21 protein-coding genes are annotated in these 23,067 nt (G+C 48.9%); 11 read left to right on the top strand and 10 right to left on the bottom strand.

The features are described 5' to 3' along the window. Positions 1-38: 38 nt before the first annotated feature. The 3 genes from rsgA to cotG form a co-directional block, all read right to left on the bottom strand. A complete protein-coding gene (gene rsgA / locus NSQ39_RS21975) occupies positions 39-1,094 on the bottom strand; it encodes a ribosome small subunit-dependent GTPase A (RefSeq protein WP_175076187.1) in 1,056 nt (351 codons plus the stop codon). 270 nt (positions 1,095-1,364) lie between these two features. Further along, positions 1,365-2,270: a fumarylacetoacetate hydrolase family protein gene (locus NSQ39_RS21970; protein ID WP_175076188.1), complete on the bottom strand. Its 906-nt coding sequence runs from the start codon at positions 2,268-2,270 to the stop codon at positions 1,365-1,367. A gap of 152 nt (positions 2,271-2,422) precedes the next feature. After that, positions 2,423-2,833: a spore coat protein CotG gene (cotG, locus tag NSQ39_RS21965; protein ID WP_175076189.1), complete on the bottom strand. Its 411-nt coding sequence runs from the start codon at positions 2,831-2,833 to the stop codon at positions 2,423-2,425. A gap of 164 nt (positions 2,834-2,997) precedes the next feature. On the opposite strand from cotG, the gene NSQ39_RS21960 reads away from it, so the two are divergent. Further along, positions 2,998-4,080 carry a CotH kinase family protein gene (locus NSQ39_RS21960; RefSeq protein WP_175076190.1) on the top strand — a complete coding sequence of 361 codons (1,083 nt, stop codon included), beginning with the start codon at positions 2,998-3,000 and terminating at the stop codon, positions 4,078-4,080. A gap of 164 nt (positions 4,081-4,244) precedes the next feature. Then, positions 4,245-4,433: an aspartyl-phosphate phosphatase Spo0E family protein gene (locus tag NSQ39_RS21955; protein WP_046131281.1), complete on the top strand. Its 189-nt coding sequence runs from the start codon at positions 4,245-4,247 to the stop codon at positions 4,431-4,433. A 76-nt stretch (positions 4,434-4,509) separates the two neighbouring features. Here the strand turns inward: NSQ39_RS21955 and NSQ39_RS21950 are convergent, their stop codons facing one another. Further along, positions 4,510-4,803 (bottom strand): DUF3784 domain-containing protein, encoded by a 294-nt coding sequence (locus NSQ39_RS21950; protein WP_046131282.1) that lies wholly within the window; start codon positions 4,801-4,803, stop codon positions 4,510-4,512. 143 nt (positions 4,804-4,946) lie between these two features. On the opposite strand from NSQ39_RS21950, the gene NSQ39_RS21945 reads away from it, so the two are divergent. Genes NSQ39_RS21945 through NSQ39_RS21920 form a run of 6 tightly spaced genes read left to right on the top strand, consistent with a single transcriptional unit; the run spans position 4,947 to position 6,859 of the window. Beyond that, positions 4,947-5,168: a spore germination protein gene (locus NSQ39_RS21945; protein WP_046131283.1), complete on the top strand. Its 222-nt coding sequence runs from the start codon at positions 4,947-4,949 to the stop codon at positions 5,166-5,168. A gap of 11 nt (positions 5,169-5,179) precedes the next feature. Continuing rightward, on the top strand, positions 5,180-5,419 hold the full coding sequence (locus NSQ39_RS21940; RefSeq protein ID WP_046131284.1) for a spore germination protein GerPB: 240 nt from the start codon (positions 5,180-5,182) through the stop codon (positions 5,417-5,419). Next, entirely contained in the window at positions 5,416-6,030 is a 615-nt protein-coding gene (gene gerPC / locus NSQ39_RS21935; RefSeq protein ID WP_046131285.1) for a spore germination protein GerPC, read from the top strand. The genes NSQ39_RS21940 and gerPC overlap by 4 nt, the downstream gene beginning before the upstream one ends. Continuing rightward, complete coding sequence (locus NSQ39_RS21930; RefSeq protein WP_046131286.1) at positions 6,027-6,203, top strand: spore gernimation protein GerPD; 177 nt, start codon at positions 6,027-6,029, stop codon at positions 6,201-6,203. Before gerPC ends, NSQ39_RS21930 begins: the two co-directional genes overlap by 4 nt. Continuing rightward, complete coding sequence (locus tag NSQ39_RS21925; RefSeq protein WP_046131287.1) at positions 6,203-6,586, top strand: spore germination protein GerPE; 384 nt, start codon at positions 6,203-6,205, stop codon at positions 6,584-6,586. Before NSQ39_RS21930 ends, NSQ39_RS21925 begins: the two co-directional genes overlap by 1 nt. 54 nt (positions 6,587-6,640) lie before the next feature. Continuing rightward, positions 6,641-6,859 (top strand): spore germination protein, encoded by a 219-nt coding sequence (locus NSQ39_RS21920; protein WP_046131288.1) that lies wholly within the window; start codon positions 6,641-6,643, stop codon positions 6,857-6,859. Between the two features lie 58 nt (positions 6,860-6,917). On the opposite strand, the gene sbcC is transcribed toward NSQ39_RS21920, so the two are convergent. The 6 genes from sbcC to modA form a co-directional block, all read right to left on the bottom strand. Then, a complete protein-coding gene (gene sbcC / locus NSQ39_RS21915; RefSeq protein ID WP_046131289.1) occupies positions 6,918-10,310 on the bottom strand; it encodes an exonuclease subunit SbcC in 3,393 nt (1,130 codons plus the stop codon). Next, on the bottom strand, positions 10,307-11,491 hold the full coding sequence (sbcD, locus tag NSQ39_RS21910; protein ID WP_046131290.1) for an exonuclease subunit SbcD: 1,185 nt from the start codon (positions 11,489-11,491) through the stop codon (positions 10,307-10,309). Before sbcD ends, sbcC begins: the two co-directional genes overlap by 4 nt. Positions 11,492-11,558: 67 nt before the next feature. Beyond that, positions 11,559-15,251 (bottom strand): helicase-exonuclease AddAB subunit AddA, encoded by a 3,693-nt coding sequence (addA, locus tag NSQ39_RS21905; protein ID WP_175076191.1) that lies wholly within the window; start codon positions 15,249-15,251, stop codon positions 11,559-11,561. Continuing rightward, a complete protein-coding gene (addB, locus tag NSQ39_RS21900; RefSeq protein WP_046131292.1) occupies positions 15,238-18,738 on the bottom strand; it encodes a helicase-exonuclease AddAB subunit AddB in 3,501 nt (1,166 codons plus the stop codon). Before addB ends, addA begins: the two co-directional genes overlap by 14 nt. A 108-nt stretch (positions 18,739-18,846) precedes the next feature. Continuing rightward, the gene (modB, locus tag NSQ39_RS21895) at positions 18,847-19,503 is read right to left on the bottom strand and encodes a molybdate ABC transporter permease subunit (RefSeq protein ID WP_046131293.1); all 657 of its coding nucleotides are present in this window, start codon (positions 19,501-19,503) and stop codon (positions 18,847-18,849) included. 8 nt (positions 19,504-19,511) lie between these two features. Beyond that, positions 19,512-20,303 (bottom strand): molybdate ABC transporter substrate-binding protein, encoded by a 792-nt coding sequence (gene modA, locus NSQ39_RS21890; RefSeq protein WP_046131294.1) that lies wholly within the window; start codon positions 20,301-20,303, stop codon positions 19,512-19,514. A gap of 182 nt (positions 20,304-20,485) precedes the next feature. On the opposite strand from modA, the gene NSQ39_RS21885 reads away from it, so the two are divergent. The 3 genes from NSQ39_RS21885 to NSQ39_RS21875 all read left to right on the top strand — a co-directional run bounded on the left by NSQ39_RS21885 (position 20,486) and on the right by NSQ39_RS21875 (position 23,066). Next, positions 20,486-20,938 carry a ferritin-like domain-containing protein gene (locus NSQ39_RS21885; protein ID WP_046131323.1) on the top strand — a complete coding sequence of 151 codons (453 nt, stop codon included), beginning with the start codon at positions 20,486-20,488 and terminating at the stop codon, positions 20,936-20,938. A gap of 84 nt (positions 20,939-21,022) precedes the next feature. Beyond that, positions 21,023-21,715 carry a response regulator transcription factor gene (locus NSQ39_RS21880; protein WP_175076192.1) on the top strand — a complete coding sequence of 231 codons (693 nt, stop codon included), beginning with the start codon at positions 21,023-21,025 and terminating at the stop codon, positions 21,713-21,715. After that, the gene (locus NSQ39_RS21875) at positions 21,696-23,066 is read left to right on the top strand and encodes a sensor histidine kinase (RefSeq protein ID WP_046131295.1); all 1,371 of its coding nucleotides are present in this window, start codon (positions 21,696-21,698) and stop codon (positions 23,064-23,066) included. The genes NSQ39_RS21880 and NSQ39_RS21875 overlap by 20 nt, the downstream gene beginning before the upstream one ends. Position 23,067 lies beyond the last annotated feature (1 nt).

The following is a 23,067-nucleotide window of genomic DNA, read 5'->3' as shown; positions in this document are numbered from 1 at the left end:
AACGCTGCCAATATCATGGTAAAGGCGCCGAGGTGATTTCAGCGCCGCTTTTTCCTCATGCTTTTTGAAATCTGCTTCCAGCGGTTTTTGTCTTGTATCATCGCCCGTTTGTCTTTTTTTCTCGCGATGTATTCCAGCTCTTTTTTGAGCTTGAGGTAGCTCTTCAAGCGGGAATGATCCAAGTCCCCTGCCAGGATGGCCGCTTGAACGGCGCATCCTGGCTCTTGATGATGGCTGCAATCGGTAAATTTGCAGGCAAGCGCCAGCTCCTCAACATCAGCGAAGCTTTGCTGAAAGCCTTCTTCAGATTCCCAGAGCTCAATTGCTCTCATGCCCGGCGTGTCGATTAAAACCCCTCCATCCGGAATCATAAACAGCTCCCTGTGCGTGGTCGTATGCCTCCCTCTGTCATCACCTTCGCGAACCTCTTGAACGGCCTGACGGTTTTCGTTCAGGAAAAAATTCATCATCGTCGATTTTCCCGCTCCTGACGAGCCTAAAAGCGCCGCTGTCTCTCCCTCTCTGACATAAGACTTCAGTTCATCCATCCCCGTGCCTTCATGTGCACTGATGACATGGACCGGCACGCCGAATGCGACAGATTCAGCCTGTCTGACCTTTTCCTCTATTCGATCGCCAATATCGGCTTTGCTGAGGACGATGACTGGATTGGCTCCGCTCTCCCAAGCGAGCGATAGATATCGTTCGATTCTTCTGATGTTGAAATCCCGGTTTAGGGCATTGACGAGAAAAATCGTGTTTACATTGGTAGCCGTGATTTGTTCCACAGCCGGATCACCCGGAGCCTTGCGCGAAATTTGGCTAAAGCGGGGAACAATGTCAACGATCGTCCCCTTTTTTTCATCTTCCCGCGGACGCATATACACCCAATCTCCCACAGCCGGAAAATCCCCGCTCGTTTCCGCTTCAAACCTCAGCCTGCCGGAAATTTCGGCAAGCCATTCCCCCTGCCCGGTAAAAACCCGATACAGCCGCTTATGCGGAAGGGCGACCCTTCCCAGCACAAGGCCGCTTTCTTTCATATCCTTTAAATGGTCACTAATATAGTTGACGCCTAATTTTGATAAATTCAAATAAGTTTCCTCCCATTGTCTGATGATATTAAAAAAAGAGCCCGCAGGCCCTTTTTTTCGCTCCATCTAAGCAAAAAATCCATGAGCCGTACTGACACAGCCCATGGAATATCACCAGATCAAACAAAGGTAACCGGTCATTTATTTGACATGGGCTGTGCTATGAATAATTGGCTTGCAAACTTCACAATCTGTCTTCTCATCGCACATCCCTCTTTTCGAAAAATTTTATAATTTCATTATACAGAAATACCCACTATGCAACAAGGTTTATTTTACAAGATTCGAAAGCGTTCCGATCGGTTCGATCGTGATATCGACCTGATCCCCTTCGTGCAGAAACCTTGGGGGCTGAAACCCGCTGCCGACCCCGGACGGCGTGCCCGTTGCGATAATGTCGCCGGCTTCAAGCGTCATTCCTTTTGACAGCGTCTCAATGATCTCGGCAACCGAAAAGATCATATCTTTCGTATCGCCCGACTGGCGGAGTTCACCGTTGACCCGCGTTTCCACTTTCAGCTGCTTCGGGTCTTCAATCATTGATTTATGTACAAGATACGGTCCCATCGGACATGTGGCGTCAAGGCTTTTTCCGATAAAAAACTGCTTATGCCGCTTTTGCAGATCGCGCGCAGTCACATCGTTGATAATCGTATAGCCGAATACATAGTCAAGCGCTTGTTCTTTCGGGATGCGTCTTCCCGTTTTGCCGATGACGACGGCCAGTTCCCCTTCATAATCCAGCGTTTCTGTCACGCCTTTGTGGGCATCGATCTCTTCAAGGTGCCCGATCACCGAAGTCGGCGCTTTTGTAAAGACCATGATATGTTTCGGAATGTCTGATTCGCTTCCCATTTCTATCGCATGGTCCCGATAATTTTTTCCGATGCAAAAGACGTTTTTCCGCGGCGTTGGAATGGGCGCCAGCAGCTTGACATCTGACAGCGGATAAATATACGAACCGCTTTCTTCGGTATTTTTTTTCTTTGACCACTCGACAAGCTGTTCGACATGCCGGACGAACTTGTCGCCCTCGCTCACGCACCCGATGAGCGTTTCAGGTATAGTCTCAAGCTCAAACAGCTTTTTTTCGGCTTTGTGCAAATCCATGATTTTATCGCCAATGACAAGTCCCACAAATTGACGGCTGTGCAACACTGCTGTCGCAAACTTCATTCAAAATTCCCCCGCAGTTAGATTTCAGCTTAACTTTTTTTTATATTCTCCAGACCGTTAAAAAATCCTTTCTGCAATGTGAAAACCCGTTCTAAAGTCCCGGTTTTCACACCTAAAAAAATGGCGGCTCACAATGCAGTAAGCCGCTTTGATTACACTTTGCGATATTTGACCTCTGTTACATTTCCCTCATAATATTCCGTATATTTTTCATAGCCGTGTCTCGTTTTTCTGTAATGCTTTTTCTTGTGAGAACGATATTCAGGCCGCTTATGCCCATATTCCGGTTTTTTGCTTTTCTCGTGTTTTTTCCTTTTTTCGTGCTCCTTGCTTTTCTCATGCTCCTTGCTTTTCTCGTGCTCCTTGCTTTTCTCGTGCTCCTTGCTTTTCTCATGCCGGTTGCTTCTGTGCGGCCTTATCCCCCACCACAGGTCAAAAATGCTGGCGGGCCTGGTTTCTTCGGCTGCCGGAGAATCAGGCTCACGGTCTAAATATTGATCTCTGCCCTCGCTCTTCAGCTGGTCTACCGCTTGTTGAATATCATGATCATGGACATCACTCATCTTTTAACCCTCCTATCCACCTTTTTATGTCCTGCTTTATCATACTCTAGAGTAGAGACAGGTGTACTGAGGCAAATGACTGTTTTATGCAAACTTAGGCCATGCGCTTCCGGGACAGGCTTTTTCCACATATGATATGTCAGATAAAAAAGGAGGAAATGATCATGAGTGGCACTGCTTTGCCGGCCTTTAGGCTGAACATTGATCAGAGCAGATTAACTGAATTAAAAAAAGACATCTGGAGCGACAAAGCGGTCCCCGGCATGCTACAAACCCGTTCGGCAAACATTCCCGTCTTCGTTTCTTACAGGGGATCGCACACCCGCAAATTGAAAAAAAAATCGTATGACATTCAATATCGCAAGCATTCGAAAAACGGGGAATCCGAATTCCATTTAAACGCCGAATTCAATGATCCTTCCTACATCCGAAACAGGCTCTCCTTTCATTTCTTTGAAAAAATCGGCGTCCTTTCTCCCTCAGCCTCGCACGTGTTCCTTTATATCAACGGAAAAAAAGAAGGGATCTATTTAAAAATCGAATCTGTTGACGATACATTCTTAAAGAAAAGAAATTTAGAAGACGGGGCGATTTACTACGCTGTTGATGACGATGCCAACTTTTCCCTTTTGAGTTCTTTCGATAAGCAGGCAAAGAAAAATCTCCTGCAGGGCTATGAAAGAAAATCGGGTTCGGTGAGGCACGACGATGCGCTCCAGGAGTTTATCTACTTTATCAACACCGCAAAAGACGATGTCTTTGCAAAAGAAATCAAACGATACCTTCATGTCAAACAATATTTGCTATGGCTGATCGGAGCGGTGTGCACGCAAAATTTCGACGCATTTGTTCATAATTACGCCCTGTATTTCAATGAAAAGACGGGATCCTTCCAAATCATCCCCTGGGATTATGATGCAACATGGGGGCGGAACATCAACGGCAAAGAAATGAAGCATGACCGCATTCCGGTGACAGGCTATAACACATTATCCGCGAGGCTGCTGGACATCCCGGCCTTCAAAGCCCAATACTCCATTTTAATGAGGCACATCCTGCAGCACGAATTCACGATCAGCCGGCTCTCGCCTTTTCTGACAAAATGGCATGCCGACCTGACACCTTTCCTTCAGATGGATCCTTACACAACCATCACCTCCGAGCAGCTTGAGGATGAACAAAAACAGATTTTTCAGTATATTGAAAAGAGAAAACGCTTTTTGCTTTTTGAGCTGGCCAGGCTTTAAGACGAAACACACGTCTCGCCGAAAATTGTCACATTTTTTGTCATATTGGCGAAAAAAATCCTTTTATCACAAAATAGGGTATACTATCAATATCCACTTTTTTATTACGCTGTAAAAGCTGATTCACCGGCTCAAAATATATGTGAAGGTTGGAGACTGCCATGATGAACAAGAAAATTGAAGCAAAACGGTTAGACTTATTCGAAACCGCTGAAAAATTCGGAATCAATTCAAAAGAAGCGATTCGCTGCAGTCAGGAACTGGACAACTTGCTCAATCAAAAAATGCAGAAACACGAAAACGGCATGCAACCCGAAGACGCTTTTAAAACCCGCGGCCGCCGAACTTCCTAAAAGCCGCCGCCCCGGGCAATACTGCTTTTTTCCGGCAGAGCTGTAACAGCCGCCGGTCTTTTTTTGATGCCATCCTCTAATCAACCAATGTTTTCTGCACATATATGATTGTACAGACACCGTAAGCAAGGATGGCAGGTGGTGTAAACGTCTCTTGATACGGTATATAAACAAAGCCGTTCAACAACAGGAAAAAGCCGCTGTTTAAAAAGAAATATCCGGCTGTTTCAGCGAGTTTATCCTTGTCTCTGATCCTTGACTGCTGAAATCCTCTCAACAGCCACAATTGTTTTTTTATCCCGACAGCGTAGGCCGTAAACATAAAAAGAAATGCCAGCAATAATGAATCATATTGAAGCTCGAAATACATGCTCACTTCCACCCCCCGCAACACGCTTCTGCTTGCTTTTTACGTTTTTTTCAGAAAATAGTTTCACCCTTATCACAAAAGAGCCCAATGAACATAAGATATGGTGTATAGCCCATAAGAATGTTTGTAAAGGGTGTGCTTTCATGCCAGCGATTGTCGGAGCTTTTAAAGTAAATGCCGTAGGTTCAAGCGGGATTGTTCATATCGGGGACTGCATTACGATCTCTCCTTATTCCGAACTTAAAACGTTTGCCGGCGCCGGGAGTTTTGTAACCGGAGACGGAACCGTCATATACAACCAAAACAGCATTACCCGCACAAACGATACCGATCTGATCGATCAGCCGGTCGCAGGAAACCTGTAAGGAGTGAGATCATGAACTTCTATATTAATCAAACGATACAAATCAATTACCTGCGAATAGAAGGGATCAGCAACTCTTCCGTCTTGCAGATCGGGAGCGCCGGTTCTGTTAAAACGCTTTCCAATTTGTACAATACCGGCAGCTATACTGAGGCTGCTCCGCCTGTAACCGGAGAGGTTCCTCAGCCAATCCTTACCCCTCTTGTGGCTCCTACAGGCGCAGGGGTAGTACGCGGAGGTGCAGACTCATGAATCAAATGAATCCTTCTTATTCGCAAAACGCGTATGGAGTTCTGCAGCAGCAGGCCGCACAAATTCAGCAGCTTGAAAGGCAAATGATTGCCATTCAGACAGAGCTCAACAGAATGAAGGAAAATCCGGGAACAAGGATCGACCGGGTTGAATACAAATTTGATCAATTAAAAATCGAACGGTTGGAAGGAACGCTCAACATCGGGCTCAATCCGGCAGAACAGGAGCAGGTGGAGAACTTTCAAATCGGTCAGCAGCCGCCGGAAATCGGGATGCTCCAGCAGGAAATGGACGGCCAGCTCTTGCAGCACGCAAGACTCCTCGTTGATGCTTACTTAAATGAAGAAATTCCGCATCACCTTGAACAGCTGGAGAGCCGTTATGACAGCAAATTGGATGAAACAAACCGGCATCATATCATCGAAGACATCCGAAAACAGATCGACAGCCGTCTCCGCTATTATGCCAAACATTTAAAACCCGGAGAGTTCGGTAATCCGAGAGAGCATGCAGAAAAGCTGGCCGAACACGTAAAACGGGATATCATCCGGGCGATTGAACACTTTCTACAAGCGATACCAGATGAAATGAAAGGAAATGAAAACGAATGAATTTTACTGTTGTAAACCGTTGTTTGGACGTAGGCAACATTAAAATTACCGGGGTTTCAAGTTCATCTGTTTTTTTAATCGGGGATACCGAGTCCATATCATTGTCATCGATTTTTGACACGCCGCCGGAATCTCTCATCGTCGGGCCGATTACGCCTCTGCAGCCGGAATAATGCTGAACAGAACGTCAAAAGTCAAGTTTTTAAAAGTGCAATTTATTGGAACCGGCAGCACGCTTCAAATCGGTGATACACAGGAGTTCTTTGCCAGGGAAAAGGTACTCGCCGTTCAGCGGTATCTTCCCAACTATTTCGGCAATGAAGGCTCATTTAAGCAGGAAGATTTTCAACTTTTCCGGGAACCGGTTCCCCGGCTTCTGCCGGAAACCGGGGTATACTCCGCATTTTATCATGAAAACCCGGTCATCCGTGTCAGGGCGATTAAAGTGCAAAGTATATCTTCTTCTGCAATTGCCCATATCGGCTCGACCGGCCGCATCGACACCGAAACGAGAATCAAGCACATTCGAAACCTGCCTCCGGTCAATTCACAATAGGTAAACGTCCGGCATATACTGTTTCGAGACTTCTATAAAGGGTGTCGATCTATCATGCCAGCAATTGTCGGACCTATCAAGATCAACTCTATCTCAGGCGGAGTCGTAAACTTCGGTGATTCCTTTTACCTTTCTCCAAAAAGCTCTTCAAAATCCGCACTTGGTTCAGGTGCTGGTAATACAGGAGACTTCCTGCTTGTTAACAATGGTTTAAACGCTACGAATTATATAGACCCCGATGTCAGCGACCAGGATGTTGTCGGAAATGCATAAAGAGCCCCATTCGTACAGAAGGAGGCTGCTTTTGGTTTGTGTTTTATAACCGGGCGCGTCAGATCATTTCGAGTGATACGGCGGTTCCCCTGCCGCTCGGCTCTGCCGGGCGGACGATCAGCTTTTTCGGAAGCCTTGCCCTTAGCTCCTGAACATGGCTGATGACACCGACCGACAAATTGTCGGATTGGAGTTTTTCCAATGCCGTAATCACCGTATCCAGCAAATCCTGATCAAGCGTTCCAAAGCCCTCGTCCAAGAAAAAGAATTGGAGCGGGTACTTTCCGCGAAGCTGGATTTGCGCGGATAAAGCAAGTGCCAGCGCAAGCGATGTCAAAAACGTCTCACCGCCGGACAGGCTTGTGACGGGACGCCTGACTCCGCCGTTGGCATCATCCCTCATAACAAAACCGCCCTCTGAATCGACCTCAATCGCATATCTTTGCCTTGTCAGTCCGCCAAGCCTTGCCGATGCGTCCCTTGTGACGCTTTCCAGCTGTTCTTCCGCCAAATATTCAACAAAGCTGTTTCCTTTAAATACAGCCTGAAGTTTATCAAGGCGATCGATATAGGTCTGCCATTCTTTCAAGGAGGCTTCAAGCTCCTTGAATCTGTTATGGTTCTCGCGCATGACATGGAGCGCTTTTACCGCTGCCCCTCTTTCCTCCAGCGCTCTGCCGAATGCTTCTTCGGCCTCAACTTTTCTCTTTTCCGCCTTTTCCCATTCCTCCGCGGTAAGCGACCTGCCTCCGAGCTTTTCCTCAATCCGTTTCATATTTGATTTGAATTGCTTTGTATGATCCCAATACGATTGGATGTCTTTTTTCAAACGTTCAAGCTCTTCCTGCCCGATGAGGTGCTTCTTCACATCTGCGGCATCTTCAAACATTGTGCCTTCCGCTTTCTCCGTCCAGATGCCAGATGCTTTTGCGAGCCTTGCCGCCGCTTCGCGGACTGCGAGCTCACACGCGTTTGTCCGGGCTCGCCATCTGTTGACGCGCGAATCCGTTTCCTTCAGATGCTCATAAAGAACCTGTTCCCGCTCATTCAGCTCTTTCAATTGCGTCTTCACGTCCTCAAGATGTTCATCGATGGCAGCTGCGTGAGGGTAATCTTTGAGCTCTTTTTCGTATTCGCCGATTTCCTTTTTCAGCCCTTCGATCACATAATGGAGGTCGAGCTGCTCTTTATCGAGGGTAAACAAGCGCTCTGTCAGTTCCCCTTTTTGCTGTTCCTGCTCTTTGAGAAAACCGACGCTCTTTTCGATCCTTTTTTCGTAATCTTCGGCCGCAAGATCTTTTTCTTCGATCGATTTTTGCCATGTTTCGGCCTGCTCATACGAGAGGCCGTCAAATTGTTCGCCGAAACTTGTTTCCATTTCGCTCAATGAAGCGCTGAGCTCCTTGACGCCCGTTTCCAGGCGTTCCTTCTCTTTTTCTTCGTAGCCGATCCGCTCGCGAATTTGTTCGCGTTTTTTGGCGGTTTCCTTGTATGCGCTAAGAAGCTTTGGCATGCGGCTTTTAATGTCTGTCAGATCCTGCCTGATCCCCCTCCACTCAAAACCGATTCGGCGGAAGCGCTCAGGTGTAGACGATTCTTCTAATGAAGCGGCAGTTTCCGGCAATTGAGGTTCGTTTTTCGTTAAAAACGGGCATTCATTGATAAGATGGTCTGACTGCTGTTCAAGCGCCACTTTAGCAGAAAGAAACTCCTGAGCCAGTTCGGCAGCTTCTTGGATGATGTTTTCAGCTTCCCGCAACGCTTCTTCCGTTTCTTTGAAAGACACGCTCTCTCCATTGAAATGGGCGGGTTTTTCATGCAGGATGGACCCGCAGACCGGGCAGGGCTCTCCTTTTTTGAGCTGCTTTGCCAATTCCTTTGTCAGCTCTTCCGTTTTTGCAGCCTCCCGTTTCGCCGATAGTTCATCCCTCTTTTTGGCGGCGAGATTGACGGTTTCAGAGAGGGCGCGTTCGGCATCGCAGACCATTGCATAAGCCCGTTCGACCGCGGAAAAGCCAGCCTGAATATGCTCTTCTTCGGCCTTGATGCTGCGCTTGATTTGCTCCTCTTCTTTATGAAGCCGGCTGAGCACGTCCTTCTGCTTGTACAGACGCTCCTGTTCTCTTTCGGTTTCCTGTTTCCGCTGTTTAATTTGAAATGCAAGCTGATTGGCGGTTTGACAGTTTTTTCGTTCAACGCTTGACACCTGAACGGCTTTCAGTTCCGCTTTTAGCTGATTTTGCCTCGTCATCCCCCGCTCCAGCAGGCTTTTTACCTTTTGAAGCTCATCTGTCGCACGCTTGATTTCGTCTTCCTTTAAGGCCTTCTCGCTCAGTTTCCGATCGGCCTCCCGTTGGACGGCAAGCCGTTTTTTTTCGATTTCCTTCAGGGCTGTGAGCTGCTCTTCCTGCTTCAACAGCTCCGGCTCTTTTTCTTTTTTGCCGTTTCTGAAGTTTTCGTATTCGTGCTGCGCTTTCTCATAGAGGGCTTCATACGTTTGCAGCTCTTTGCGCGCCTGTTTTTCCTCCTCTTCGGCGCGCGCTGCGTCTTCTTTGGCATCAAGATACGCATCCGCGTACGGTTTTAGCGTGTTTGCCGTTTCGGCGAGCGTGAGGCGTCTTTCCTTTTCGGCAATCGCGTCCTTGTGTGCAAGGAGCTCTTCTTCTTCTCTGAGATAGCCTTCTTTTTCCTTTTGCAGATTCCAAATCTCCTGGCATTCGGTAAAATGCCGGGCGCTGCTGTCCCGTTCGATGCGTTTTTTCTCTAACGTTTGCTCGGCTTCCCCGAGATGCTTTTCCGCGCGTTTTAACGCCTCTTTATCGGCATCTCCGAGTCCGGCTTGCTCGGCGAGCATTTCATTCTTTTTCGCATACGCCGCCTGCGCCTGTTTTTTGAGCTTTTTCACGAGCCGGTCGCCGTACTGCTCAAGATTGAAGAGGCGCTGAAGCATTTGCCTCCTGTCCGCTCCTTTTAAAGAAAGGAACTCGGCGAATTTCCCTTGCGGCAACACGACCGCCCTCGTAAAATCATCGATCGTTAAGCCGAGCAGCTCTTCGACTTTGCGGTTGACTTCACTTGCTTTATCAGCCAAAACGGTTTGTTCTTCTTTCATTTCGATAAAGCGGCATATGGACGTTTTCACTTTCACGTCATCCGTTCGTTTAAACACCCGCTCCACCTTATATGCCGTCTCATGGCCGGTTTGCAGCTTAAACGTGAAAGACACGGCAAGCTCATCCTCAGCATGGTTTAAAATGCCGTGTGTATTGTTCGAGGCCCGCTCCACTTTTCCGTAAAGCGCCAGCGTCATGGCGTCCAAAATCGACGATTTTCCGCTCCCGGTCGGCCCGAATATGCCGAATACGCCGGAATCGCACAGGCTTTCAAAATCAATGACCTGTTCTTCCCTGAAGCTGTGCAGCCCCTTGATGGACAGGGAAATCGGCTTCATGAGTCATCCCCCTCTTCCAGTTTCGCTGTTGATGCAAGCTCTAAAAACAATTTTACGGTTTCTTCATCCGGAACCGCTCCGCCGGTCTGCCTTTCGTAAAACGCGATAAACCTTTCTTCAATCGGGACCTGCCGCGACTGAACCGTTTGGTCGGCAGACGGCGGAATGTCTTGAAACACCGGCCGGATGTGGATGATTCCCTGATGCGCTTTTCTCAAACGGTGAATCTCTTCAATGGAGAGCTGGTCTGTCAAATGGATTTCGAGATCGATCCACGCGTTTTTGTCGCGCTCTTCTTCAAGCCAGCTGTACACCTGTGAGATGCCTTCCGTTGCCTTCCATTTCACAAGCGGCTTTCCGCTCGACAGGAAAATCTCATTGGCTGCCGCCGGCCCGCCAGGAGCAGCTTCCACAACCGTGACCGATTTGGCATAGCTTGCTTCTGAAAAGCTGTAGGCGAGCGGTGAACCGGAATATCTTGCAAGTGTGCGGGCACGTTTTATCGTTTGCGGACGGTGGAGATGGCCGAGTGCCACATATGCGGCGCCTTCAGGCAGGCTTTCCGCCGCCACCGTATACGCGCCGCCGACTTCGATCGGCCGCTCTGAATCAGTCTGGCTGCCGCCTGCCACATAAATGTGGCTCGCCGCGATCTGAACGGCGCCTTTTTTAAACTTTCGGCTCATATGCTGAAAGGTCTGTTTAATTTTTTCGTCATACCGATCGCGGAGCAGCTTTTCATCAAACGTATCAGACAGCACTTCATTCAGCCTTGATTCTGATGGATAGGCAAGCGCCGCAATGGAAAGGATTTCTCCTGAAGAAGGGACTTCTATGTCAATGGGCTCGGCTTTTGGATATCCGATCAGATAGATGCCGTGGTCAGTCGTTAACGGTGACGCGGCCGAAAGGCGGTCGGGATTGTCATGGTTTCCTGCGATCACGACCACCGGGCGCGTTCCTTTATCAGACAAGGCGGAGAGGCTTTCATAAAAAAGCTGTTCGGCAAGAGCCGGCGGGTTTACAGTGTCAAAAGCGTCTCCCGCCATGACAACGGCATCGATATTCTCGTCTTTTACGATCCGGGCGAGCTCATCTAGAAAATCCTCCTGCTCCTTCAATCGGCTTCTTCCTTCAAGCGTTTTTCCCAAATGCCAGTCAGCCGTATGTAAAATTCTCAAATCTCTGTCACCTCTCTTTTTATCAAAACTTCCCCCGCTCGGAAAGCTGGGGGAAGGTAACCATTCATCAAAACAGGATCACGTGCCCGCCGTCGAAAAAGTAAAGAGCCTTTCCTCTCAGAGGCGTCTTAAGCATCGTTTCGACAGCCCGGGCGTAAAGGTTGATCTGCGTCTCGTAGCGTTTTCGTAAAATCGGCTCCGCTCCTTCAAAGCCGTTTTGAAATTTGCCGTGTATCCGGTCGGTTTTGTAGTCAAGCAAATAAAAGCCGTCATCGGTTTCGAACAAGCAGTCGATAATCCCTTGAATTAAGACGGGGTCATCGGCAGTCTTGAAGCCTGGATAAACCTCTCGTGCAGGCAGCGTCATGTTGAAGGGCACTTCCCGCTCAACCCGGCGGGCGCCAAGCAGTTTTCCGCCTATATCCGTATCAAAAAACGCGAGAATGTCATCTTCTTCGATAGCTGCGCGTTGCTCTTCCGTTAGAAGCTCTTTTTCGATAAGCCTGTCCAGCAGACGGCCGAGCTCATCCTTTTCGGGGACGCGAGTGAGCGGAAGATGCTGCATGACTGTATGCATTGCCGTTCCCCGCTCAGCGGCGGTCAGCCCTTTTGCCATCATGAAAGAGGGTCTTCTGAACAGCAAAGTTTCATTTGCCGGACGAATCAATGAACGGTCGCCGTACTCATCCTCGTACTCCTTCTGTCTCTTGATTTCGGAGACAGACTGTTTTGTGCGGACCTGTGACGCATCCCGGAAAGGATACGACCATGTCAGCCGTTCGCGGACTTCTTTTTCATAATCGAAAGCCCCATCGATCGGCAGCCCTTTTTTTACCAGTGACAGCCGTTCGTGTTTTTCTTCTTCAGTCTGCGCTCTATCTTCGGCCTGCAGCTCTCCTGCTGATATCCAGCTGATCGTAAAACGGGACGGATGCTGACGGATGTCATCATTCGGCAAATTCAGATCACCGTCTGCCATATCCCTGTGCCGCATTAAAGCTGGGCCGATAAAATCGAGATACGATTTCGCCTGAAAGCGTTCGAAATCAGGAAGCAGCCATTCGGCATGGGAGGCGGAGGTCCGCCATTTTGCCAAAAGCTTGTCCTTGTCTTTCGCCGTTCCGACCAAAAAGAGTTTTTCCTTTGCACGGGTGAGAGCGACATACAAGACGCGGAGCTCTTCTGATAAAAGCTCGCGCCGCATTTTTTTCTTCATCGCCACAAGCGGCAGCGTCGGATAGCTGATGCGCCATTTCGGATGGATAAATTTCGTCCCGAACCCGAGCTCTTTATCAAGCAGATACGATTTGTTGAGATCCATCATATTGAAATTCCGGCCGAGGCCCGCCGTGAATACGACGGGAAATTCAAGGCCTTTGCTCGAATGGATCGTCATCAGGCGGACGACGTCTTCCTGTTCGCTCAAAGCCCGCGCCGTTCCGAGGTCATCGCCCCGCTCCTGCATCCGTTCAATAAATCGCAAAAAGCGGAACAATCCGCGGAAGGAGGTCGATTCGTACGATCTCGCCCTGTCATAGAGCGCGCGCAAATTGGCTTGCCGCTGCTTTCCGCCCGGCATTCCGCCGACATAATCGATATATTTCGTATCGCGGTAAACTTCCCATATCAGCTCTGCCACGGAATGGTTTTTTGCGTATGCCCTCCACTTCTTCAGGAACCCGTCAAAGCGGGCAAGCTTTTCATAAAGCGGATCATCCCTGTCCGCTGACGCCATATACGCCTTCAGCGCTTCATAGAACGGCGCTTTTTTATCCCGGATTCTGATCAGGGACAGTTCGTTTTCATCAAGGCCGACAATCGGTGACCTGAGGACGGATGCAAGCGGAATATCCTGGTAGGCATTGTCGATGACTTTAAGCAGTGAAAGCGTAACGGCTACTTCTGTCGCTTCGAAATATCCGGTAGACAGATTCGCGTATACCGGAATCCCCTGCTGCTTGAACTCGTCCATGAATTGCGGCGCCCACGGCATGGAGCGCAGCAAAATCACGATGTCGCGGTACTGGATGTTTCTTGTCGTTTTCGTTTTGCCGTCATACACTTGAAATTTGCCGGAAATCAGCTCTCTGACCCGTCCGGCGACAGCCCTTGCCTCAAGCTGAACCGTTTCAAGCTCTTCTGCCTCTTCATCAGCCGCATCTTCCCCATTTTCAATGATCAGCACCTCTGTTTTTGTGCTCTCATTGGGAGGATACGATGCGCCGAGCTTTAATTCGGCTTGTTCGTCATAGACAACCTCGCCGACCTTCTCCCCCATCAGCTGTTTAAACAAAAAATTGGTGCTATCCAAAATGTCGGACCGGCTTCTGAAGTTTTTGTTCAAATCGATTTTCTGTCCGGCGCCTGAACCGTCATCTGTGAACCGCTTGTATTTCGAAAGAAACAAAAGCGGCTCAGCCAGCCGGAAACGGTAGATCGACTGCTTGACATCGCCCACCATAAAAAGGTTTCCTTCGTGCTCCTCCTTGGCGACAAGCTTTAAAATCGCCTCCTGTACAAGGTTTGTATCCTGATACTCATCGACGAGCACTTCGTGGAACAAGTGCCGGTAATAGGCCGCAGCTTCGCTCGGCTCCGTTGTCCCGCCTTCGTTTTTCTTTGTCAAAATCGCCAGGCAGTCGTGCTCAAGATCGGAGAAGTCGACGATGGCTTTTTCTTTCTTCGCCGCTCTATAGCGTCTGCCGAACTCTGCGACGAGCTGGACAAGCGTCCTGATGACGGGCTTCATCTCCTTCAAACTCTCCAAATGCTGCTCCGGCGTTCGGGTGAAATAGTCGCCTTTCAGCTTTTCAAGCATTTTTTTTGCACTGTTCCGAAGGTCTGTCGCTTCGTCGATTAAAGACGGATCGAAATCATCCCCTTTGCACGGTTTGGCCCGCTGAAACGAAACAGCCGGCACAAGCTCATAAAGGGCCTCAAAATCATCCTGATGCTCAAGCAGCTTGTCGATCTGCGCCAAATCGTCGAGAAAGTTTTCAGCGCGCGGAGCCGGCCCCCCCGGCCGTTTTGTCAGCTCAAGCGCGCGGGTCAGCTTTTCCCGCACACTGTTCAACACAAGCGCGATATCTTCCCTGATGTAGGAATAAAACGGCAGCGACTCGATCTTCGCGCCGGGATCTGCGTCGTACAGGTCCATAAATTTTTCAAGCCACGCTTCCGGGTCGGGATGTGAGCGGGAAAACTCGTAAACCCGTTTGATAAGGTACTGCAAATCGAGATCGTGGCGGTCTGTCGTATATCTGTCCACCAGCTCAAAAAAAGCCGGGTCGCCTTTTTGATATTCTTCTTCAAACAGCTCGTCAAGGACCTCATCGCCGAGCAGCTCGCCTTCTGTCTGATCGGCGATCCGAAAAGCCGGATCAACGTCGATCATATAATAATACTTGCGGACGACCTGAAGACAAAAAGAATGCAATGTCGAAATGCTCGCCCTGTTCAGCAAGGAAAGCTGCCTGCGCAAATGAAGGGAGCCGGGGTTTTCGGCGAGCTTTTTCTCAAGCGCTTCACCGATCCGGTGTTTCATCTCCGCCGCCGATGCATTCGTAAAGGTGACGACGAGCAGCCGGTCGACATCGATCGGATTTTCCTCTGCCGTAATCTTTCGGATGATCCGCTCGACAAGGACGGCCGTTTTTCCGGAGCCCGCCGCAGCGGCGACCAAAATATCCCGGCCGGATGAGACGATCGCTTTCCATTGGTCGTCCGTCCATGTGCTGTTTTTCGGCTTAGCCGTTTCCATCTGCCTCATCCTCCTTTTTCAGCCATTCCAATATGACATTGTCTTTTTCCGGCTTCAATACGCGATATTCATTCTCTTCAAGCGATTCGTCAAACTGGCAGAAAGATTTGAAAGCGCAGTATGTGCAAGGGGTTCTGTCCTTTAATTTATAAGGCTCGATCGACACATTGCCGTCTGTAATCTCCTCGCCTGCTTTTTGAAACGTCCGGCGGACGTGGCGCCTTAACAAATGAAAGTCATCTTCCGTGACAACATCCGAATCCGAACGCAGAGAACCGTCCTTCTTCAAGCCGGCGCTGATGATGTCGGACCTGCCCTGTTCAAGGGCGGTGTCCATCAGCTTGATCGCTTCCCGGTCCCCTAACAGGAGCCCTTTCATCTTAAACTTCTTGAATATTTCCTTTTCGATCTCATCAAGGCTGAGCGGCACGGAGGCCTGAATCATCGGGTCGTGCACGTGAAAATAAAGAACCCCGGCCGGCGATGCCTTCATCCCGAGCCATTCGGCCGAATACGTGATCGACAAATCGAGGTATGTCAGCATCTGCAGGGCTAGGCCGTAGTACACTTCGGCTAAGTCGAGGCCTTTATCGCTCGATTTGTAATCGACGATTCGAAGCAGCAGACCTTTTGAGCTTTCGGCTTTATCGACCCTGTCAATCCGGCCGACAAGCTCCATTGTGCACCCGTTCTTAAGGGTGAACCGCATCGGAGGAAGCGGTCCGTTGCCGCCGAATCCCAGCTCCAGCCCGACGGGAGCAAATCCGCTCGCTTTTGCATGCTCGCTTAAAATGCCGGACACCCTTGCAATGATTTTTTGCAGCTTTTGCTTGACATAGTGGTGGCGGTTCGAACTGAGCAATATCTCTTTTTGCAGCCTTGGCGCAAGCCGCTCCACGGCATCGCTCGACAATGTATCGCATTGCTCCTTCGTCAGATCCCGCCAATCAAGCTTCAGTTCATGAAGTCGGTCTGAAATCAGCTTCAGCGCGGAATGAAACAGCTGGCCGATATCAGGCGCTTCAAGCTTGAAAAATTGGCGTTCCTTCAGCTTTAAGCCGTGGGAAGCAAAATGGGAGAACGGACAGGCTTTATACGTCTCCATCCGCGACACGCTCCCCTGGATGTTCTCTCCGTACAAATCCCGGCTCACGCGCTCGGTGAGCCTGTGCACCTTGTTCCGGAAAAACAAGCTGGACAGAATATTTTTCGAAAAGCCGCGGTCCGGCTCATCCATCAAAAAGTTGTATGTGCTCCACCAGACATCACTGATTGCATACTGCCTCGCCCATATACCAAGCTGTCCTGTCAAATAGCTTAACGCCGTGCTTTTATTGACGAGAAATTCGAGCTGTTCTTCATCGTCAAGCTGTTCCGGTTCATTGACAAGCACCTTTTCTCCGCTACTTGGAAACAGCTCGTCCAATCGTTTCACAACAGTTGAAGGAAGCAGCGTCTTTCCTTCGGCATCCGCGATCGGATATGAAACATAAAGCTTGTCTGACGGGCTTGAGAGCGCCATATAGATCAGAAAATGCTCGTCAAGCAGCTGCTCTCTGCCCGTTGCTGCAAGCTGGACACCGTTTCGTCTCAGCCACTCTCTGTCGTCATCTGTCAAAACCCCGTCATCTGCCGGCCTTGCGGGAAGAATGCCGTCGTTCACCCCGATGAGGAACGTGCATTTCGTCCCGTACATTCTAGATAAATCCATATTCCCGATAAATACTTGATCAAGAGCGGGCGGAATCAGCGAGAATGTTAAAGACTCCAAACCGGTTTCGACCATTTGCTGAAACAAGGAAAACGATATGCGCTCGTCTCCCATCATTTCCACAAACTCGTCCAGCAATTGAATGACTGCGTCCCATACTTGATCATGCTGTCTTGATTCCGCGATCCGGCCGCTTTCTTCGGCAAGCTGCCGTTCCTGTTCCAGCTTCATCGGAACGTCCGCTTCTTCCAGATAAAGATAAACGGCTTCAGCCATTTCCCTGACTGATCCCGCTTTTTTCAAGCGTTTTTGCAGCCGGTGGACTGGCGGTACGATCCAGCTCCTTAAGTCATTGAGCATATTTTCTGTCTCAATCTCCCGGTCGGTCTTGGCAAAGTCGTCATCCAATGAGGCGTATCTGCGGTATGTAAACGGGTCTTTGCTCGTCCATCTCTCGCCTTTAATCCCATAGGCAATGCAATAGTTTTCGAGCTGGTCGATCTGATCCCGCACCCGCTCCCTCGGCTCATCCATCGGGAATAAAAGCTCTGTTTTGATGCAGCGGAACACCGCTTCATATCGCCAGTTGCTTTTGATGATATCAAGGGTTGAACGGATCAGTTCGATCAGCGGATGATTCTGCATGGACTCTTTTCCGTCTATGAAAAAAGAAAGTTCGTAATCCGTAAACACTTCTTTTATCGTATCTTTATAATCTTCGAGATTGCGGGCGATGACCGCGATATCTTTCAGCCTGAATCTGCCGCTATGCACCAGGGAATGAATTTCCCTCGCGATCCCTTCGATTTCGGTTCTCCGGTTTGCCGCCTGCATGAGGCAAAAAGACTCCGATGTTCCCGTATACGGTTTTGCCGGCCGTTCATCAAACTGCCGTTCCAAGTGTTCAAGTTCAGGGGCATGGCTGTGCCGTTTCGCCCCTTCCATCCGGACCTCTGACAAGTCGAGGCCGAGCTCCCGCGCCTTTTGGCAAAGATCGAAATACGCCTTTCCCGTCATCCGGAACAGATGCAGATCATGCGGTGCATGGTGGGCGAAAGGTTCGTCCACAGTCAAAGAAAACGTAATCTCCCGGGCATGCGCCATCAGCTGTTCAAGAACGCGCATCTCCTGCGGGGTGAATTGATGAAAACCGTCCACATAAATCGAAGCGTCCCTGATCTCTGCGGCGTGCGGAATCTGCTCCGCCAAAAGCGTCAAATAATCTTCTGACTGAACGTATTGATGCTCGAGAGCTTCTTCCATCCTGCTGTATAAAATGTAGAGGTCATGGAGCTTGTCGGAAAGAATCCGTTCCTCCTCATATTCCGATGCCCCGCTTCCCTGCATGATCTCGCGAATGCCCTCAGGCGGCAGGCAGTGCCGTTTAAACTCGGTCAGCATCCGTTCGACCTGCTCCGTAAATCCGCTTTTATCGCTTGCATTCTGGTAAACTTTAAACTCGCTCTTATGCTCTTCGATCAATTTGCGAAGAAGCATTTGAATGCCCGTCCCCGTCAGAAACGGACGATTCATCCCTCCCGTATGCTGGAGGATTCGCCAGGCAAGCCTTGAAAAACTGTAAACCTGGGCGCGGATCGTCCCGCCCAAATCGGGAGTTTTACTAAGCTCATATTCCATTAAAAACGTCATCTGATCCGGGACTAGAAAAATGATCGGTTTCCCGAGCGGGTCATGGCGAAGCTTTTCTCTGATGTCATCCAAGATGAAGGTCGTTTTCCCACTCCCGGACCTGCCTGATAAAAAGACTGCTCCCATTACGTCCGTCTCCTTTCTTTGTTCATTTCCTTTCTATTCTATCGAATCATCGCCAAAATAACCATTCTGCAAAACTGGAAAAAACCGTATGAGAACTGTCCCATACGGCTATTTTTGCTTAAACTGCACAAAAAACAGCATGAAGAACGAGATAACCGCAATCGAGGCGACCCACAGCCACGCCAGCGTCATATTCCCCGAATCAATCGACAAATAGATCGCCGTTGGAACCGTCTCCGTCACACCCGGAATAATCCCGGCAAACATCAGCGTCGCGCCAAATTCGCCGAGCGCCCTGGCAAAGCTGAGAACACTCCCTGTCATCACTGCATTTGACGCCATTGGAAGGGTGACGAATAAAAACACCTGCCATTCTTTTGCACCGTCAACTCTTGCGGCATCTTCGATCTCCCGGTCAACACCCAAAAAGCCCGCCTTCGCCGACTGGTACATTAGCGGAAAAGCAACGACAGCCGCCGCGATCACCGCCGCCCACCAGGTAAATATAACAGGCGCATGGAACACGTGTTCAATCAGGCGGCCGATCACGCTCTGTCTTCCGAATATTACGATTAAAAAGAATCCGACGACAGTCGGCGGAAGGACAAGCGGCAGCATCAAGACCGTCTCGACGACGGATTTGCCTTTAAATCGCTTACGCGCCATTAATCTTGCCGCAGCAGTGCCAAACAGGACGGCGATGATCCCAGCCGCAATCGTCACTTGGACAGAAATCTTGATCGGGGAAAGAAATTCCTCAAGCATCCCGGCGATCAGCCTTTCTTAAACCCGTACTTTTCCATTTTTTTAACGGACTCGTCGCTTTGCAAAAATTTGTAGAACTGCTCAGCCTGCTCTCTATGCTTCGTATTTTTTACGATTCCGAGCGGATAAACGATCGGAGTGTGAAGATCAGAAGCGGCGGTTTCTACTGCCTTCACCTGATCGGAGGTAAGAGCATCCGTCCGGTAGACGGCGCCTGCATCCGCATTGCCAGTTTCAACATAGGAAAGCACTTGTCTGACATCTTTTCCGTAAACGATTTTAGATTGAACCTTAGACCACAAATGAAGGCTTGTCAGCGTCTCCTTTGCATATTTTCCGGCGGGAACGGATTCAGGCTTCCCGACCGCAAGCTTATCGACGCCGCTTTTCGTCAGGTCTTCAAAGCTTTTGACCTGCTTGGCTTTCTCTTTCGGAACGATCAGCACCAGCGAATTTTCAAGCAAGTTGACTGAATCGCTTTTTGAAATCAATCCTTGTTCAACCAATCTATCAAATTTGTCTTGTGCAGCCGAAAAAAACAAGTCGGCCGGAGCTCCCTGTTCGATCTGTTGCTGAAGGGCCCCTGATGAACCGAAGTTAAACTTGACGGTGACATTCGGATGATCCTTCTTATATTCAGACGAAAGCTCCGTCAATACGTCTTTCAGGCTCGCAGCCGCGGAAACGGTCAGCTGAACGTCTTCAGACTGATCTTTCCCTGAAGCATCCTTTCCGGCCTGACAGCCGAAAAGCGCAAATGCCAAAAGCATCGTCATTACCAGTAAAAGCGTCTTTTTCATCAATTTCACTCCAATTTGAGGTATGTACTTTGGCGCTAACAACCATTTTACGTCAAACTCCATGTTTTTAAAATAGATTCGGGAGATGTGACATAATTGACACTTTTTTCGGCAAACACGTGCAGCGGTTTCCGCTCATATACTGGCAAGGCAAGACGCTAAAAAAAAGCGAGGTGAGCATGATGTGGCACGTTCAGACGTTTTATCCCGTCAGACAGCACGACAGGCTGATCAAGGATATCGAAAAGGCGGTAAACGGAGAGCACAGCGCAGTTATTTGTTATCAAAAACTCGCGCAAATGGCGGCAACTCCCGATATAAAAAAGCAGATATTGGAGATCAGGCAGGACGAAATCCGCCATTTCAATACATTTATCAATCTTTTCATGTCCATAGCCGGCAGAAAACCGGATATCAAAATAACGGAGCCATGCCCTGATCAATACAAAACGGGCTTGGAATTCGCATTTAAAGACGAACAGGAAACGGTCGATTTCTATTTGAACATTGCCGACTATACCCGGGACAAAACGGTAAAACAGGCTTTCAAACGGGCAGCCGCCGATGAGCAAAACCATGCGGTCTGGTTTTTGTATTTTCTGACAAAACAGCCCGCCCGCGACCCTTTTCAATAACTTGATCAATATACCCTTATAGGGTATATTTTTAAAATGTAGCAGTCTTATTTTCACTAAAGCTAGCAAAGAGGTGCTAAAGCATTGAATGTCTTATTGATAGATGACGAAATCCGGATGCTTGATTTGCTTGAGCTGTATTTGGAAAACTACACATGTTCGAAAGCATCCTCCGGAAAAGAAGCGCTCGCTTTGATCGAACAGCGTGCATTTGACCTGGTCATCCTTGACGTGATGATGCCTGAAATGGACGGCTGGACAACCTGCGCGGAAATCAGAAAACTCACAAATGTACCGATTATCATGCTCACCGCAAAAAGCGGACAGGAAGACATCGTCAGGGGGTTGACCGGCGGCGCCGACGATTATTTAACAAAGCCGTTCAGCGAAAAAGTGCTGCTTGCCAGAATAGAAGCTGTCTTAAGGCGAACGGAGAGACAGATCGAAATTCGTTTTCTTAATTTAATTTGGAATAAAGAAAAGCATACGCTCCGCGTCAGTAACCGGGAAACAGAGATCACGCCGAGCGAATTCGAACTGCTCGGCGTCCTGCTGAACCATCAGGATCAGGTGCTCGCACGAGACCAATTGATCGAAAAAATCTGGGGGTTTAACGCCGATATTGATACACGGACAATCGATTCACATATGAAAAACTTGCGAAACCGTTTGAAAAAAGCCGGCTTCCCCGTGCACGATTACCTTCAGACCGTGTACGGCGTCGGCTATAAATGGACAAGCAAAGGAATCAGGCATGATGAAAAGCATTTCATTTAAACTCGCAGGGGCATTTTTCATATTCACCCTCATCATCGAATCCGTCCTGTTTGTCACGTTGTATTCATCGATTGTCGATACAAGAATCAACGAAGAAGTTCAGGCCCTTCAAAAAAGGGGAAACAGCCACAGGGACGTCTTGGAAAAGCACTTTGATCAAAGGACGATTGAACACGTCGCCCTTATGGAAACCGAAGCTGAGACGAACGTCATCATCACCGACAAAAACAGGCGCGTGCTCGCACAGTCCGTCCCCGGCGACATAAAAGAGCACCTTCATGTTGAACAAAAAAACATACCAAGAGCCGGCATCGCCCTGTCGAACCATTTAAATACATCGAAATATATCTGTACCATCAGCCCCATCATGAAAGGCGAAAAAACGTCCGGCTATGTGTTTATGTTTTTGGAGACTTCCTCCATCCAAGCTTTGGTACAGAGCATTACTGAGCGTTTTATCATCAGCTTTGGCTTAACCGGCATTTTTACGCTAATCGCGATTTTTTTATTCAGCCGTTTTTTGACAAAGCCGATCATCAAGCTGAAAAAAACGACCGAAAACATCATCAACGGCAGAAACGATATTTCACTCGATATGAAAAGGACTGATGAGCTTGGAGAACTCGCCGCATCGATCGAAAACCTCTCCTCCGGCCTGAACCGGCTGCAAAAGGAACGGAACGACTTTTTATCCGGCGTAGCCCACGAATTGAGGACACCGATCACATATATAAAAGGCTATGCTGATATTTCAATGAGGAATGGGCTTGACGAAAAATCCAGAAATAAATATTTGTCCATTATTAAAGAAGAGACGGATAATCTTGCCCGCCTTGTCGATGATGTCTTTTTGCTGACGAAGATGAAGCAGCCGAGCTTTACGATCAGAAAGGAGCCGGTTCACCTGCACACGTTTATAGCAAAGGAAGTACAGAAGTCGCAAATCGCCTATTCCGAAAAACGTATCAGCCTTTCCTTCTACGCCCCGAAGGATTTATATGCATCGCTTGACGAAAAGCGCTTCTCCCAAGTGATCACAAATCTGCTGAATAACGCCCGGCATTATGCCGAGCCTGATACGAAAGTCGCCGTTACAGCCTTAAAATCGAAAGGTAACATCATCATAACGGTGGCCGACGAGGGCTGTGGAATTCCCGAAGAAGAGCGCGGGCTTATTTTTGAACGGTTTTACCGCATCGATAAATCAAGATCTAGACAAACCGGCGGAACCGGAATGGGACTTGCCATCGTAAAGGAAATCGTCGAACATCATGGCGGCACAATAACGGTGAAAGGCAGATATCCGAAAGGAAGCGAATTTGTCATCACACTGCCCGCGAAGGACAAGTGAA

Source organism: Bacillus sp. FSL W8-0848 (assembly GCF_038007805.1).
Classification (GTDB): Bacteria; Bacillota; Bacilli; order Bacillales; family Bacillaceae; genus Bacillus; species Bacillus glycinifermentans.
The sequence above is the reverse complement of the archived record's forward strand: the minus strand, read 5'-3'. Positions and strand labels throughout refer to the sequence as shown.